The organism is Rhodococcus sp. NPDC003382, from assembly GCF_053589135.1.
Window position 1 is genome coordinate 22484 of record NZ_JBSFRH010000024.1, and the last position, 15630, is coordinate 38113.

Below are 15630 nucleotides of genomic sequence, written 5' to 3' on the forward strand. Positions count from 1 at the left end.
ATGGCTGTGAACAGCGGCGCCATGATCGCCGACCGCTACCGACTGCAACGGCTCATCGCGACCGGCGGCATGGGCCAGGTGTGGGAAGGACTCGACACGCGGCTCGACCGCCGGGTCGCGGTGAAGATCCTCAAGGCGGAACTGTCGGACGACCCCGACTTCCTGACCCGCTTCCGGTTCGAGGCCCGCACCACCGCCCAGCTCAACCATCCCGGTATCGCCGGGGTGTTCGACTACGGCGAGATCCGCGACGCCGAAGGCCAGTCGATCGCCTACCTGGTGATGGAGCTGGTGCACGGGGAACCGCTCAACGCGGTGCTCGCGCGCGTCGGCCGCCTGTCGCTGGGGCACAGCCTCGACATGCTCGAGCAGACCGGCCGCGCGCTGCAGGCCGCGCACAACGGCGGTGTCGTGCACCGCGACGTGAAGCCGGGCAACATCCTCATCACGCCGACCGGCCAGGTCAAGATCACCGACTTCGGTATCGCGAAGGCCGTCGACGCGTCCCCGGTGACGCGTACCGGCATGGTGATGGGCACCGCCCAGTACATTTCGCCGGAGCAGGCTCTCGGTCAGGAGGCGACCTCCGCGAGCGACGTGTATTCGCTGGCCGTCGTCGGCTACGAGGCCCTGTCGGGCCGGCGGCCGTTCCTCGGCGACAGCGTCGTCACCGTCGCGATGAAGCACGTGCAGGAGGTGCCCGCGCCGCTGCCTACGGATCTGCCGGCCGGCGTGCGCGAGGTCATCGAGATCGGCATGGCGAAGGACCCTGCGCACCGCTATTCCAGCGGCGGCGAGTTCGCCGACGCGATCGCGGCGGTCCGCGCGGGGCGTCCCGTGCCACCGCCCGGCAACGTACCGCCGATCACCAACGCCAACCGCGTGCTGCCGCCCGGGGTGCCGGGCACGGCGCCGCCCACCGCGTCCACCCGGGCCATGACGACGCCGCCGCAGGCCTACACCGGCGACGTGTATTCGGGGGCGACCCCGCCGCCGCAGACCCCGTACACGGGACCGAACTATGCGACGGGCACGCAGCCCCCGATCGGCGATTCCGGGAACGGCCGCTCCTCGAAGGCGCTGCTGTGGGCCGCGGGTATCGCGCTCGTGCTCGCAGCGATCGCGCTCGGCGTCGTGCTGTTCGACCGGGCCGGCTCGGACGAACCGGTGCCCGGTCCGTCGCCGACGACGCAGATCACCACGACGCCCCGGCCGACGACCACCACGACGCGGCCACCGGTGACCACGACGACCGAGGAGCCGACGATCCCGGTGCCACCACCGGTGACGACGATCCCGCCGACCACCACACCGCCGCCGCCGACCACGACCCCGCCGATCACCACGACTCCGGAACCGACCACCACGACTCCGGAACCGACGACGACAACGACCACGACCACCACCGCCACGACGACCACGACCACCACCACGACCGCACCGGCCGGCGGTGGCGGTACCGGGGGTGAGAACGGTGGCGGGGAAGTCGAACCCGGGGCCAACGACAATACGAATTCGAACACCGAGCCGGAAACAGGAACGTGATGACCACACCGCGCAAGCTCTCCTCCCGCTACGAGCTGGGTGAGATCCTCGGCTTCGGTGGTATGTCCGAGGTTCACCTGGCTCGCGATCTCCGGCTCGGTCGCGACGTGGCGATCAAGGTCCTGCGCGCCGACCTCGCCCGCGACCCCACGTTCTACCTGCGGTTCCGCCGGGAAGCGCAGAACGCGGCGGCCCTGAACCACCCGGCGATCGTCGCCGTCTACGACACCGGTGAGGCCGAGACCGAGACCGGCCCGCTGCCGTACATCGTCATGGAGTTCGTCGAGGGCGAGACGCTGCGCGACATCGTGCGGGGCACGGGTCCGATGGCGCCGAAGCGGGCGATGGAGATCATCGCCGATGTCTGCGCGGCCCTGGACTTCAGCCACCGCAACATGATCGTGCACCGCGACGTCAAGCCCGCGAACGTCATGATCAACAAGGCCGGCGCCGTGAAGGTCATGGACTTCGGCATCGCCCGCGCCATCTCGGACGCGGCGAGCCCGATGACGCAGACGGCCGCGGTGATCGGCACCGCCCAGTACCTGTCGCCGGAACAGGCGCGGGGCGAGCAGGTCGACGCCCGCTCCGACGTCTACTCGGTGGGCTGCGTGCTCTTCGAGATTCTCACCGGCGAACCTCCCTTCAAGGGTGATTCGCCGGTCGCGGTGGCCTACCAGCACGTGCGGGAGGATCCGCCGCTGCCGTCGTCGGTGAATGCCGCGGTGCCGCCGGAACTGGATTCGGTGATCCTGAAGGCCATGGCGAAGAACCCCGCCAACCGGTACCAGAGCGCCGCCGAGATGCGCAGCGACCTGATCCGGGTGCTCAGCGGGCAGCGGCCCAGCGCACCGATGGTGATGACCGACGACGAACGCACCACCTTCCTCGGTGCCGTCGACACCGGCTCGAACTACCGGGACAGCGCGGCACCGGCCGGGGCGGCTTCGTCGGGTGGTTCCGGTGGCGGCGGCGCGGTCGCCAAACGCATCCTGCTGGGTGTGGCCGCGGCGGTCGTCGTCGGCATCGTCGGGGTGTTCCTGTGGTCGCTGGGGCCCGGATCGTCCGCGGCTCAGGTTGCGGTGCCCGACGTGCGAAATCTCGCGCAGCAGGTCGCCGAGGCCCAGCTCCAGGACGCGGGTTTCCGCGTGGCCGTACAGCCGAAACCGGACGCGGTGGTCGCGACCGGCAACGTCATCAACACCCGCCCGGTCGCCGGCTCGCAGGTCGAGGAGAACTCGACGGTGACGCTGGAGGTGTCCAGCGGGCCCGAGCAGGTCGAGGTCCCGAGGCTGAGCGGGATGAGCCGGCAGGAGGCCGCGGAGGCACTCGCCGACGTCGGGCTCCGGCTCGACACGAACGTGCTGAAGGCACCCTCCACGGAGGCGCAGGTCGACACGATCGTCAAGCAGGAGCCGTCGTCCGGCAGCAGCGTCGACCGCGACAGCGCCGTCACCATCACCCTGGGTTCCGGCCCGGAGCAGGTCCGGGTACCGAACGTGGCCGGCCAGACCCTGGACGTCGCGCGGGAGAACATCGAGAGCGCAGGCTTCACCGTCGTGGTGGAGCAGGTCGAATCCGGTCAGGCCGAGGGCACCGTCGTCTCGACCAGTCCGGCGGGCGGCGCCAGCGCCACGAAGGGCCAGACCGTCACGATCCAGGTGTCCAACGGCGACCGCGTCGAAATGCCGGTGATCACGAACCGGTCGGTGTCCGAGGCGCTGGCCGCGCTGCGGGCCGCGGGCTGGACGGGATCGGCCTCACAGCTGCAGCAGACCCGTGAGGCGACGCTCGCCCCGGAACTGGTCGGCATGGTCATCACCCAGCAGCAGCCTCCGGGCTCGGAGATCTCCAAGACCGAGACCATCACGGTCGGGGTCGGGGCCCTGGGAATCCGGTAACGCTGTCCGGTAGCAGCATTGAACGAGCAGGGGCTCGGGCGTGATGCCCGAGCCCCTTCGTTCGTTCCGGAACGGTTCCGTCCGGTCAGGCCGCTCCACCGTCGAGAGCACGGGCCATCTCGGCTTCGAGCTGCGCGACGAGCTCCTCTTCCGGGGCCTGTCCGCACACCGCCAGCCAGTTGGCGAGCATCCGGTGACCGCCCTGCGTGAGCACCGACTCCGGGTGGAACTGGACACCGTGGATCGGCAGCCGGGTGTGCCGCAACGCCATCACCACACCGGATTCGGTGTGTCCGGTCGGTTCCAGCTCGGCCGGCATCGTCTCCGGCAGCACCGTCAGCGAGTGGTAGCGGGTCGCGGTGAACGGATCGGGCAGGCCCGCGAGGACCCCGGTGCCGTTGTGGTGCACCAGGCTGGTCTTGCCGTGCAGCAGTTCGGGGGCCCGGTCGACGGTCGCGCCGAACGCGACCCCGATGGACTGGTGCCCCAGGCACACCCCGAGCAGCGGCGTTTCGGTGTCCGCGCACGCCTTCACGAGGTCGATGCTCGCTCCCGCCCGTTCCGGGGTGCCCGGGCCGGGGCTCAGCAGGATGCCGTCGTAGTCCTTCGCGGCGGCCGTGAGGGCGCCGGGCGCGGTGAGGCGTTCGTCGTCGTTGCGCCAGACGTCCGCTCGCGTCCCGAGCTGCCCCAGATACTGGACCAGGTTGAACACGAAGCTGTCGTAGTTGTCGACCACGAGAATGCGCATGGGAGGAAGCGTACCGACCGGTCAGCGAACGGTCGCGCTGCCGGTGTAGGCAGGGACGGTCAGATCGTCCGACGCCTGCTGCGTGTACCCCAGCCCGAACCGCGCCGCGTACTGCTTGTACACGTTGATGCCCGGTTCCGCGGCGAGTGCTGCCTCGAGCCGCGCGCGGTCGCCGAGCGCGGTGATCACGTACGGCGGGGAATAGGTGCGACCGTGCAGCAGCAGCGTGTTGCCGATGCAGCGCGGCGCCGACGTCGCGACGATCCGCTGGTCCTGCATCGCGATCGCCTCGGCACCGCCCGCCCACAGGGCGTTGAGCACACTCTGCACGTCCTGCTGGTGGACCACCAGGTCGTCGGGTGCGGCGTCGGTCGGATAGCGGCCGTCGGGTCCGCGCGGTGCGTCGGTGAGGGTGACGGTGATTCCCGGCCCCCGGCGGGCGGTCAGTCCCGCCGGATCCGCGAGGGCGTCCGCCTCGGACAGCACCTCCGCGACGTCGCCGTCGGTGGCCGCGGCCTGGTTCTGCAGGGCGGCGACGCGGTCGGTGAGATCGTCACGCAGTTCGCCGAGCTCGTCGACCTGCAACTGCGCGGCCCGGACGAGATCGGACAGGCGGGTGGAGTCGGAGGCGCGCAGTTCGTCGCCGTCGGAGACGCCGCGAGTGGTACCGAGCAGCAATCCGGCGACCAGGGACACGGCCAGGACCGCGGAACCCCAGGCCAGCGTGCGTATCCGCCCGTCGGGCACCCGAGCCTCCCCTCGCCGGTCTGCGTTAGCGTGTACTGGAAACGTAGCTGCCCAACCTACTCTGCCCGCCACGCGGGCGGTTCCGCACGAGCGAGGACATCATGCCCAAGTCGAAGGTCCGGAAGAAGAGCGATCAGCCGCTCAAGTCGGTGAGCCGCACTCCCGTCAAGGTCAAGGCCGGGCCGTCCAGCACCGTGTACGTCGCGGTGATGCTGGGGCTGATGATCCTGGGCCTGCTGTGGCTGGTGGTCTACTACCTGGCCGCCGAACAGATCTCGTGGATGAACGATCTGGGCGCGTACAACTTCCTCATCGGATTCGGTCTCATGGTCGTTGGGCTGATCATGACCATGAAGTGGCGCTGAGATTACACAATTGTGATTCATCCCCAGCTGTGGAGAAACCTGTGCACTAGCAGTGCATCCGTACATACGGGGACCCGGCGGTGAGCGATCCGCAGTGGTCGACACCGCCCGTCGCGGTCGCCGCACTCGTCGTCGGCGGCGGGGTGCTCGCGTCGGCCGCGGTGTTCACCGCGGACCCGGCGGGGCGTTTCCTCGCGGGGGCGGCCGCGCTGCTCGTCCTGGCGACCGCCGCGCTCGCCGTCCGGCAGCGGCCGCGGCTCGCGGTGACCGAGGACGGTTCCGGGCTGGCCTGCACCCGGTTGACCGGACGCCGCGTGTTTCCCCGCGAGACGCTGACCCGGGTGCGGATCGTCGAGTATCCGCGGTTCGGCCGGCGGGTGCCGATGCTCGAGATCGACGCCCGCGATCCCGACGGCACCGAACGCCTCATGATCTTCGGCCGCTGGGATCTCGGAGCCGACCCGCGGGACGTGTACGACGCGCTCGTGCTGCGCGACCTGGCGCCCGATCAGAGCCCGAGCTGAATCACAGCCCCAGCTGAGACCGCAGCCGCAGCACCCCGAGCACGATGACCAGCACGACCGCGACGGCGACCGCGACGAGCGCGATCCAGCCGGTACGGACGACGCGATCACGGTCGGTTCCGGCGCCGAGAGCCTGCGGACCGTAGAGGAACGCCGCGGTCGCCGCGGCACCGATCACCAGGCCGCCGAGATGTCCCCACAGGGAGATGCCGGGGATGGTGATGCTGATGAACACGTTGAGGGCGACGACGGTGAGCACCGGCGCGGGGCTGCGCCGCAACCGCAGCAGGATGACGGCCTGCGCGCCCATGAGCCCGAACACGGCGCCGGACGCGCCGGCGGTGACCGCATCGGTCTGCATCAGCACGACCGCCGCGGAGCCGCCGAGCAACGACAGCAGGTACACGGCGAGGTAGCGGGAGCGACCGAGCACGATCTCGGTGTCGCGGCCGATCACCCACAGGGCGAACATGTTGACCGCGAGGTGGATCGGGCCGAAGTGCAGGAAACCGCTGCCGAGCAGGCGCAGGTATTCGTCGTTGCCCGCGATCATCGGCGGCCACAACGCGAGGTCGCGGAACAGGCCGGACCGCAGCTGGTTGTTCATCACGCTCGACGACTGCGCGGCCGTGATCGCGAAGACCAGGACGTTCAGTCCGATGAGGATGTAGGTGACCAGCGGCGTCGGATGCGCGTTGCGCACGGGGGCACCGGCGACGGTGCGGGCCTGCGGGGTGGCGCTACGGGCTGCGGCGACGCAGTCCACACACTGTTGTCCGACCGACGCGGCGCGCAGGCAGTCGGGGCAGGCAGGCCTGCCGCAGCGGGTGCAGGAGAGCAGGGTCGGACGGTCGGGATGGCGAACGCACCGCGGCTGGGGCGTCCGGCCGCCCCCTTCGGCCGCCGGGCCCCAGCCGGGGTTCGTCATGGAGTTCCTTCTCAGGCGATGGTGATGCTTTCGATGACGACGGCGTCGAGCGGGCGGTCGGCCCGGTCGGTCGCGGTCGTCGCAATCGCGTCGACGACCTTGCGCGAGGCCTCGTCGACGACCTCACCGAAGATGGTGTGGCGACGGTTGAGGTGCGGCGTGCGGTCGACGGTGATGAAGAACTGCGAGCCGTTGGTGCCCGGACCGGCGTTCGCCATGGCGAGCAGGTACGGACGGTCGAACTGCAGCTCGGGGTGGAACTCGTCGCCGAACTGGTAACCCGGGCCGCCGCGGCCGGTACCGGTCGGGTCGCCGCCCTGGATCATGAAGCCGTCGATGACACGGTGGAAGACCGCGCCGTCGTAGAACGGACCGCTGGTCTCGCCCTTGGCGTTCTGCGTCTTGTATTCCTTGGTGCCCTGCGCCAGGCCGACGAAGTTCTCGACGGTCTTGGGAGCGTGATTGCCGAACAGCGAGATCACGATGTCGCCGCGGTTGGTGTGCAGCGTGGCGGTGGCGGTCTGAAGAGGTGAAGTCACCTCTCCATCGTGCCATCCGGACATCTCGCGCGGGAGGAGTGCCCGAAGTGCGCGCCGCGCCCGTGCCGGGCCACGTTGTGCCGTCGCAACTTGTGTCGCACCTTGTGTCACAGTGGAACGATGACGCGTTCGAAAGAGTCCGGAAGCCATGGTGGATCCCACACCGCGCTCGCACGTCCGCTGCTCGTGAATCCGCTGAAGGAATCGACCAGCCTCGGTGGTGCACTACAGGTGGTGAGTCAGGGTGCGCTCGCGCTCGCGTACGGTTCCCTGAGTGCGGGAAGGCTCGTGGCCCGCAGGTCGGCGGACCTTGCGAAGACGGTGCTGAGTCGCACGCGTCGTACTTCTCCTGCCGGGGTGGTGGCGTTGGCGTCGACCGACGGCACCCGCACCGGCCGCGGTCGCAAGGCTTTGGTCGTGGCCGGCGCCGTCGGTGCGGTCGTGGCCGGCGGTGTCGTGTTCTTCCGGGCGCGGCGTTACGAGCATCCGCCGGTGGCGCCGGAGCCGCCGCGCGTCGATCAGGCTCGGCCGGTGTCCGAGGGCACGGTGTCGGAGGGCACCGACTGATTTCGAGTTCGGAACGACGGCCCGGTCACCCGGTGGTACAGGTGGCCGGGTCGTCGTTTGCTGCCTGCCGGTCGATCTCGCGGGCGGCGACGCGGATCTGACGGTCGACGATGTAGCAGGACAGGGCGTAGACCACTGCGAGGAGCACGAACAGGATCGGTACTGCGGCAAGGATTTCCATGTGACGACTCCGTCGGCGACCCGGGATCACCGGGGGAAGGGGGACGGTCGGGGGTGTCAACGTCGACATGATCAAGAGTACGGACCCACCGGCCGCCCGGCAGGCTCACATCCACTCAGTGGACGTGATTCCGTTCACATGCCACAACGACCTCAGGTTACCGGTCGGTACCGATATTCCGGATCGTGTGTTTTACCTCACATGGGCGTGGATACTGGCCAGTAGCAACCCGATCGTGGAGGCCCGCGATGTCAGAACCCATTCAGATCAGTGAAGAACAAGCCCGGGCGGTGGCCGAGGAGGCCCGCGAATCCGGGTGGGAGAAACCCTCGTTCGCCAAGGAACTGTTCCTCGGCCGACTCACCCTCGACCTCGTCCACCCGTTTCCCCGTCCCACACCCGACGAGGACGCCCGCACCGAGGAATTCCTGGCGAAACTGCGCCGGTTCTGCCTCGAGATGGACGGTGCCCGCATCGAACGCGATGCGCGAATCCCCGACGAGTACGTCGCCGGGCTGACCGAACTGGGCTGCTTCGGCATGAAGATCTCGCCGGAGTACGGCGGGCTCGGACTGTCGCAGGTGGCCTACAACCGTGCCCTGATGCTGATCGCGTCCGTGCACCCCAGCCTCGGGGCGCTGCTGTCGGCGCACCAGTCGATCGGCGTTCCGGAACCGCTGAAACTGGCCGGTACCCCCGAACAGAAGCAGGCGTTCCTGCCGCGCTGCGCGCGCGGCGCGATCTCGGCGTTCCTGCTCACCGAACCGGACGTGGGCTCGGACCCCGCCCGGCTCGCGTCGACCGCGACCCCGGTCGAGGACGGCTCTGCGTACGAACTCGACGGCGTGAAACTGTGGACCACCAACGGCGTCGTCGCCGAACTGCTCGTCGTGATGGCCCGGGTGCCGCGCAGCGAGGGTCACCGCGGCGGCATCTCCGCGTTCGTCGTCGAAGCGGACTCGCCGGGCATCACCGTCGAACGCCGTAACTCGTTCATGGGTCTGCGGGGTATCGAGAACGGGGTGACCCGCATGCACCGGGTGCGGGTTCCGAAGGAGAACCTGATCGGCCGCGAAGGCGACGGGCTGAAGATCGCCCTGACCACGCTGAACGCGGGACGCCTCGCGATCCCCGCGATGTGCGCGGGGGCCGGCAAGTGGTCGCTGAAGATCGCCCGCGAATGGTCCGCGACCCGGGTGCAGTGGGGCCGGCCGGTCGGCGATCACGCCGCGGTCGCCGCGAAGATCTCCTACATCGCCGCCTCCACCTACGCGCTCGAGTCCATGGTCGAGCTGTCCGGGCAGATGTGCGACGAGAACCGCAACGACATCCGGATCGAGGCGGCTCTGGCGAAGCTGTGGTCCAGCGAGATCGCCTGCCGGATCGCCGACGAACTCGTCCAGATCCGCGGTGGTCGCGGCTACGAGACGGCCGCGTCGCTGGCAGCACGGGGTGAACGGGCGGTCCCGGCGGAGCAGCTGATTCGGGACCTGCGCATCAACCGGATCTTCGAAGGCTCCAGCGAGATCATGCGGCTGCTCATCGCCCGCGAGGCCGTGGACGCGCACCTGAAGGCGGCGGGCGAGCTCGCCGACCCGAAGGCGAATCTCGAGGAGAAGGCCAAGGCCGCGGCGAAGGCCAGCGGCTTCTACGCGAAGTGGCTGCCCAAGCTCGTCACGGGCAAGGGCCAGTTGCCCACCTCGTTCTCCGAGTTCGGGCAGCTCGCGCCCCATCTGCGGTACATCGAGCGCAACTCCCGCAAGCTCGCCCGCTCCACGTTCTACGGAATGGCCCGGTGGCAGGCCGGTCTCGAGAAGCGGCAGAACTTCCTCGGCCGGATCGTCGACATCGGCGCCGAACTGTTCGCGATGGCGGCGTCCTGTGTGAGGGCCGAACGGCAGCGGGCCGACGGCCACCCGGATTCGGCGGGTGCCTTCGAGCTGGCGGACGTGTTCTGCCGTCAGGCCCGGCTGCGCGTCGACAAGCTCTTCGACGAGTTGTGGACGAACACCGACGACGCCGACCTGCGCCTGACCAGCAGCATTCTCGAGGGCCGCTACGCGTGGCTCGAGCACGGCGTGCTCGATCCGAGCGAGGGCACCGGGCCGTGGATCGCGGCATGGGCGCCGGGACCGTCGACCGAGGAGAACCTGGCACGCCACTTCACCGAGACGCGGCATCGAACCCAGTAGATCCCCCGCAACGGCGAACGGCCCGCACTCGAAGAGAGTGCGGGCCGTTCGTCAGCAGGTCAGAACCCGCCGCAGTTCGACGGTGCCGGCACGCCGTTGAACCGGTCGAGCAGGTACGAGACCGACTCGGGCATGCCGACGAGCATCGGCGACAGGTGGTTGACGACGAAGCCCGGCAGGATCGGCGGGGTCAGGTTCTGCGAGAACTGGACGGTCGCGCCCTGGGCACACCAGTCCAGTGCGAGCTGACGGCCCTGACCGAAGGGCACGGCGTCGTCCTGGGTGCCGTGCTGCAGCAGCACCGGGACCTGCGGCTTCAGGCGGCCGATGCGCTGCTCGTCGACGATGGCCCGCGCCTTGGGCAGGCGCTCGAGGACAACGGAGAGCGGTTCACCGGTCCGGGTGTAGTCGCTCGTGCGCTGGAAACCGTGGCGGAAGATCGTTTCGGGGACGCACTCGTTCGCGACCTGGGCCAGCATCTCGCGGCCGTAGTCGTTGATCTCGGCGTCGATCTCGTCGGAGATCTCCGGGTACGCGTCCTGCAGGCCGTTGATCGTGTAGCCGATCACGCCGGTCAGCGCGGTGCCGTCGATCTGGGCCAGGGTTGCGGCGAGATCGGCCGGCGGAGCACCCGCGTAGACGCCCTGCAGGTCGAGTTCGGGGGCGTAGCTCGGAGCGAGTTCGGCGGCCGCCGCGGCGGCACCGCCACCCTGCGAGTAACCGAAGATGCCGACCGGGCCGTCGTCGGGGATGGACGTGCCCGGCAGTTGCTGGGCGGCGCGCGCCGCGTCGAGTACCGCGTGGCCTTCGGCGAGGCGGTTGACGTAGGTGTGGTGTCCCGGGGTACCCAGACCGTCGTAGTCGGTGACGACCACGGCGATGCCCTGCAGCAGCATCGCGTTGATGGAAATCAGTTCGTACTCTGTGAACAGATCCAGCGGCGGGTTGTAGTCCACCAGGTAGTTCAGGGCCTTCGACGGCGCGCAGCGATCGCCCTGGCCCTGGGTGCCGGGGGCGAGCACGACCAGCGGTCGCTCACCCGGACCGGACCAGGGGGTGGACGGCTCGAGGTAGGTGCCGCCGACCGCGTTGGGAACCCCGTTGGCGTCGTGGCTGCGGTACAGCAGGCGGGTGCCCTGGGCGGGGAACACGCCGTTCGTAGTGGGCACGCGGATCGCGAGATCCGAAGGCTCGCTGCGCAATACGTCGCCCGGGTTGCCGGCGGACAGCGGGCTCGGCGGTAGGTAGAAATCGCCCTCGGCATTGGCGATTGCGGGAGCCGCGAGCACGCTCCCCGCCACCGTGGCGGAGGTCACCGCCGCGGAGAACCAGCGTCCGACCCTGCCGATCGCCATACTTCCCCCAGATGTTCTGTGTCCTGCATTCGAAAGCGGGATGCGTGTGCCCCATCGCACAAGCGGTACGGACTGTAACACGTAACTTACCCATGCGTAAGGTCCAACCTCTGCGGCGCACCGCTCGACGAATCCGCAGGTCAGCCCTTCAGCGCGGCGCGCACCGCCTCGATGTCGGCCTCCGTCCACCCGTCGGGGTCGAGGATGTCCGACCACAGATCCGCGGCCTCCGGGCCGTAGGAATGCCCGTAACCGTCGGGCACCTCGGCCGAGAACACCATGTCCAGGGTCACCTGCCAGAACGTCACGAACGGCATCCAGCGCATCCCCGGATCCACATCGGGCCCGAGGGGTTCGCGCAGCCAGTCGGGCTTGTGCAGCAGCAGATCGAACGACCACCAGGTGATCGGATCACTGCCGTGCTGCCAGAACACGATCCGCGGAAGTTCCCACGGCTCAGGCAGATTCACGTCGTCCGGGCTCGACGCGAAGCGAATGTTCCGACCCTCGTCGACGATCGGCAGACGTTCGGGCGAACCCGGATCCCGCTGCTCGGTGATCCGCCCCCACGGTTGCGAGAAGTTGGGGGTGCCGACGAACAACGCGCCGTCGGTCCGCGCGACCAGGTCGGAACCGGACGCGAACGCGGACTGCCCGCCGTACGACCCGAGACTCTCGCCGAAGACCACGAGCTTCGGCCGGGCATCCTCCGGAAGACTCAGCCACACCTCGTAGACGGCCTCGAACAGTGCCCGCCCGGCCTCCATCGGCGACTCGCGGTCGGCGATGAACGCGAGCGGGCTCGGCAGGTACGAGTACTGCATCGCCGCGATCGCCGAATCCCCGCCGTTGAGGTACTCGAAGGAGTCGGCGACGCTGCCGTTGACCCAGCCGCGACCGGTCGTGGTCACGACGGCGAGCGCCTTCCGGTCGAATCCGCCGGTTCGCTTCAGCTCGGCGACAACTCGCTCGGCGATGCCCTCGATCGTGTCCGCCGAGACCCGGCCCGCGTACACGCGGATCGGTTCCCGGGCGGGCCGTCCCGTCACGGCCTCGATCTGCGCGGCCGACGGTCCGCCGGCGACGAACGTGCGCCCCTCCCGGCCGAGGGTGTCCCACGCCTCCGCGGATTCCGGCGACCCGGAACGTTCCGGCGCGGCCGGCTGCTCCACACCCTCCTCGGTGCCGGTGTCCGCGACCGCGGACGCCTCCTCCGCAGCGCCGAGAATCCCCCGGTACAGCGCACCGTTGACGAGCACGACGAGCAATGCCACGACGACCACGAGCGCGGTCACCCGCGCGACCGGCGCCGGCGTGTAGCGGTCGACGAACCGCGCGAGCTTGTTCGTCCCCGCCCGCAGGCCCCGCCCGATTGCCAGCAGCAGCAACGCCACCACCAGGGCGATCAGCAGAACCGGCAGGTAGAGGGACCGTTCGACCCGCTCCATGGTCACGAGGTCGCGGACGATCTGCTGCCACCACGAACCGAGAATCAGGAAGGTCGGAACCACCACGACCGCCACGGCCGCGAGCACCCACCAGCCGATGCGGCGCGTTTTCGGCGACCAGTCCGGGTGCACACCGCAGCGCCGCAGTGCCCACGCGATCAGGCAGCCGACGCCGTACCCGGTCGCCACGCCGATTCCCGTCGCGACTCCCTGCAGGTACCAGGTGCGCGGCAGAAGGGACGGGGTCATCGACCACACGAAGAACAACAGTGCGAACGCGAGACCGACCGGGTGGAACGAGCGCGCGAAGGCCCGGGCGCGTGTGGGGGCACTCATCCTCGGGAGTGTAGGGGCGAAACCGTCCGGTACGTATCGACACGCCGTACACGGCTACTGTCCGGTATGGGCCCGGATGAGCGGTTTCGGTAGCAAGATGTAGGCGGTTCGTTACCTGCGAGGCGAGAGGGCTGTCATGGCAATCGGGGTCGGGCTCCGGATCGGCAGAGTCGTGTCCACCGCAGTGGTCGCGTCCAACGAACCGGGCACCCAGGATCCCGTGGTGATCGCCCGGGACACGGTCCTGCACATCGACGAGGACGGCACCACCACCCTCGGCTCCTACTCCTCCGGCAACGAGGCACGCACCCTCGCCGGGTTCCTCGCCCGGGTCGGTGACGCCGCGGGTGTCACCGCCAGCGACGGTCGCGTGTACCGGGCGGAGGACGCGATGGCGACCGCGATCCAGTGCCTGCTGAACGAGACCGAACCGCTGCCGAAGTTCGGGGGCGCCGACGACGGATCCGAGCCCGGCTACACCGCGACCTACCCTTCCCACTGGGATTCCGATGCGGTCGCGTCGCTGCGCGCGGCCCTCGACTACGCGGATCTGCGGCACGTGGACCTGGCGTCGGACGCCCAGGGCGCCGCGACCTGGTATGCCTCCGAGATTTCCGAGACCCCCGGTCAGCTCATCGGTGTCTTCCACATCGACGACGCCGGTTCGACGGTGACGCTGGTGCGATCCGGGGTACCGGCGGGCAAGGCGTTCCGGATACCGACGAAGGGCGCACCGTCACCTGCCTCGCAGCTCGCGACCGCGCTCGGCTCGTTCGGGTGGCTGCCGCCGAATCTCGACGCGGTCGTCGTGATGGGTGACGGGATCGTCGCCCGCGACCGCTCGTACATCCAGGAGATCGCGAACAGCATCGCGACGAAGCTGATGGTCCGCACCCTCGTCGGTCCGGGCCCGGAGCAGACCGCCGCGCTGGGTGCGGCGATCCTGGCCGCCGGTTTCGTGCCGGCCCGGGAGACGAAGCGTGCCCGCATCGGGCTTCCGCCGTCGTACGACGAGACGGACGTGCTGACCGGTGGGCTCGCGCGCATCCGGGCACAGGAGATGCTCGAGGCCGGAAAGAACGACGTCGTCGCGGCGCGGTTGCTCGCCGTCGAGCCGGACGACGAGAACGACCTCGAACCGGACGCGACCGAGCACGACGAAACCGAGAAGCGGTCGCGCAAGCCGCTGATCCCGATCGTCGCCGGGGTCGCGCTGGTCGCGGTGCCCCTGCTCGTGTTTCTCCTGTGAGACCCTTGCCCGTGAGACGCCGGGTCAGGCGTCGTCGGTGAGCGACGCGAGCTCGGCGGCGTCCTCTTCGCCGAACTTCTCCTCGAGCGTCTCGGGCGTGTAGTCCAGGTCGATCTCCTCGACGGGACGGCCGCGCGCGGACTCGATCGCACCGAGCCGACGCTGGGCGCGATCCGCCGCGTACGCCACGAACTCGTCCGGGTCCAACCCGAACGGCTGTTCCTCGAACTGATCGTTGATCCACTGGATCACCCCGAGCGCGTGCGGGAGCAACTCCCCCATACGTTGTTGCACCACATCCCAATTCGCGTCGTCGGCAGCGACGTGCCGGCGGCACGTGAACGTTCCCCACGCCATGTGGCGGCGCTCGTCGTCGCCGATCCGGCGAATGAGCTCCTGCATGCCGGGCAGGATCCCGCGGGTCGTGCACACCTTCTGCCACGCGTAGTAACCGGTGAGGGCGAGGCTGCCCTCGATGACGTGGTTGTAGGTGACGCTCGCGCGCACCTGGTTCGCCGGACTGGGGTCGCGTTCGAGAATCCGCAGGGAATCGGGAAGCTCCTCGTAGAACAGCGCGCGGTAGTGCGGGTTCTCCGCGACGTACGGCAGCAGGTCGCCGGTCAGTCCCACCGCGTCCATCCACAGCCGGAACACCTGGGTGTGCTTGGCCTCCTCGAAACAGAACTGCGTCAGGTACAGCTCGTCGCCGAGCCGGTTCTCGGCGGCCATCGCGTGCAGGAACGGCTGGATGTCCTGGGTGACGGCCTCCTCCCCCGCCGCGAAGTGCGTCACCAGATAGGCGGTGCTGCGTTGCTGTTCGCTGTTCAGGTCCGCCCAGTCCGCGACGTCCTGCGAGAAATCCAGGTCGAGGGGATCCCAGAACTTGGCGTTGCCCTTCGCGAACAGGCGCAGCGGGAAGGCGTCCCAGTTCAGTCCGCCTTCCCGCAGCGACGCGAATCCGTCTCGCCGCCGTGATACCTCGGTCACCCGTCCAGGCTAACCCCG

15 protein-coding genes are annotated in these 15630 nt (G+C 69.3%); 7 read left to right on the forward strand and 8 right to left on the reverse strand.

The window, feature by feature from the left end; all coding sequences use genetic code 11:
* Window positions 1-1545 (forward strand): protein kinase domain-containing protein, encoded by a 1545-nt coding sequence (locus tag ACWDUD_RS17200; protein WP_197257160.1) that lies wholly within the window; start codon window positions 1-3, stop codon window positions 1543-1545.
* Window positions 1545-3446, forward strand: a complete 1902-nt coding sequence (gene pknB / locus ACWDUD_RS17205; protein ID WP_197257158.1) for a Stk1 family PASTA domain-containing Ser/Thr kinase — start codon at window positions 1545-1547, stop codon at window positions 3444-3446. The genes ACWDUD_RS17200 and pknB overlap by 1 nt, the downstream gene beginning before the upstream one ends.
* An 85-nt stretch (window positions 3447-3531) precedes the next feature.
* Here the strand turns inward: pknB and ACWDUD_RS17210 are convergent, their stop codons facing one another.
* Window positions 3532-4194 (reverse strand): aminodeoxychorismate/anthranilate synthase component II, encoded by a 663-nt coding sequence (locus tag ACWDUD_RS17210; RefSeq protein WP_197257156.1) that lies wholly within the window; start codon window positions 4192-4194, stop codon window positions 3532-3534.
* 21 nt (window positions 4195-4215) lie between these two features.
* Window positions 4216-4941, reverse strand: a complete 726-nt coding sequence (locus ACWDUD_RS17215) for a DUF881 domain-containing protein (RefSeq protein WP_197257155.1) — start codon at window positions 4939-4941, stop codon at window positions 4216-4218.
* Between the two features lie 101 nt (window positions 4942-5042).
* Between ACWDUD_RS17215 and crgA the strand changes: the two genes are divergently transcribed.
* Both crgA and ACWDUD_RS17225 read left to right on the forward strand, forming a co-directional pair.
* The gene (gene crgA, locus ACWDUD_RS17220; RefSeq protein ID WP_197257153.1) at window positions 5043-5306 is read left to right on the forward strand and encodes a cell division protein CrgA; all 264 of its coding nucleotides are present in this window, start codon (window positions 5043-5045) and stop codon (window positions 5304-5306) included.
* Window positions 5307-5386: 80 nt separating this feature from the next.
* A complete protein-coding gene (locus ACWDUD_RS17225; protein ID WP_450110082.1) occupies window positions 5387-5830 on the forward strand; it encodes a PH domain-containing protein in 444 nt (147 codons plus the stop codon).
* A gap of 1 nt (window position 5831) precedes the next feature.
* On the opposite strand, the gene ACWDUD_RS17230 is transcribed toward ACWDUD_RS17225, so the two are convergent.
* On the reverse strand, window positions 5832-6758 hold the full coding sequence (locus ACWDUD_RS17230) for a rhomboid family intramembrane serine protease (protein ID WP_450110083.1): 927 nt from the start codon (window positions 6756-6758) through the stop codon (window positions 5832-5834).
* Between the two features lie 11 nt (window positions 6759-6769).
* On the reverse strand, window positions 6770-7297 hold the full coding sequence (locus tag ACWDUD_RS17235) for a peptidylprolyl isomerase (protein WP_307846616.1): 528 nt from the start codon (window positions 7295-7297) through the stop codon (window positions 6770-6772).
* A gap of 120 nt (window positions 7298-7417) precedes the next feature.
* On the opposite strand from ACWDUD_RS17235, the gene ACWDUD_RS17240 reads away from it, so the two are divergent.
* Window positions 7418-7864, forward strand: a complete 447-nt coding sequence (locus tag ACWDUD_RS17240; RefSeq protein WP_450110084.1) for a hypothetical protein — start codon at window positions 7418-7420, stop codon at window positions 7862-7864.
* Between the two features lie 25 nt (window positions 7865-7889).
* On the opposite strand, the gene ACWDUD_RS17245 is transcribed toward ACWDUD_RS17240, so the two are convergent.
* Window positions 7890-8045 carry a hypothetical protein gene (locus ACWDUD_RS17245; RefSeq protein ID WP_197257138.1) on the reverse strand — a complete coding sequence of 52 codons (156 nt, stop codon included), beginning with the start codon at window positions 8043-8045 and terminating at the stop codon, window positions 7890-7892.
* A 248-nt stretch (window positions 8046-8293) separates the two neighbouring features.
* Between ACWDUD_RS17245 and ACWDUD_RS17250 the strand changes: the two genes are divergently transcribed.
* Window positions 8294-10237, forward strand: a complete 1944-nt coding sequence (locus ACWDUD_RS17250; RefSeq protein ID WP_248674571.1) for an acyl-CoA dehydrogenase family protein — start codon at window positions 8294-8296, stop codon at window positions 10235-10237.
* Window positions 10238-10296: 59 nt separating this feature from the next.
* Here ACWDUD_RS17250 and ACWDUD_RS17255 read toward each other — a convergent pair whose 3' ends face one another.
* Window positions 10297-11592 (reverse strand): lipase family protein, encoded by a 1296-nt coding sequence (locus tag ACWDUD_RS17255; protein WP_450110085.1) that lies wholly within the window; start codon window positions 11590-11592, stop codon window positions 10297-10299.
* A 140-nt stretch (window positions 11593-11732) separates the two neighbouring features.
* Window positions 11733-13376, reverse strand: a complete 1644-nt coding sequence (locus tag ACWDUD_RS17260) for an alpha/beta hydrolase (RefSeq protein WP_450110086.1) — start codon at window positions 13374-13376, stop codon at window positions 11733-11735.
* Between the two features lie 136 nt (window positions 13377-13512).
* Here ACWDUD_RS17260 and ACWDUD_RS17265 point away from each other — a divergent pair, with 136 nt between their 5' ends.
* Complete coding sequence (locus ACWDUD_RS17265; RefSeq protein ID WP_450110087.1) at window positions 13513-14625, forward strand: hypothetical protein; 1113 nt, start codon at window positions 13513-13515, stop codon at window positions 14623-14625.
* Window positions 14626-14649: 24 nt separating this feature from the next.
* Here ACWDUD_RS17265 and ACWDUD_RS17270 read toward each other — a convergent pair whose 3' ends face one another.
* Complete coding sequence (locus ACWDUD_RS17270; RefSeq protein WP_450110088.1) at window positions 14650-15612, reverse strand: R2-like ligand-binding oxidase; 963 nt, start codon at window positions 15610-15612, stop codon at window positions 14650-14652.
* Window positions 15613-15630 lie beyond the last annotated feature (18 nt).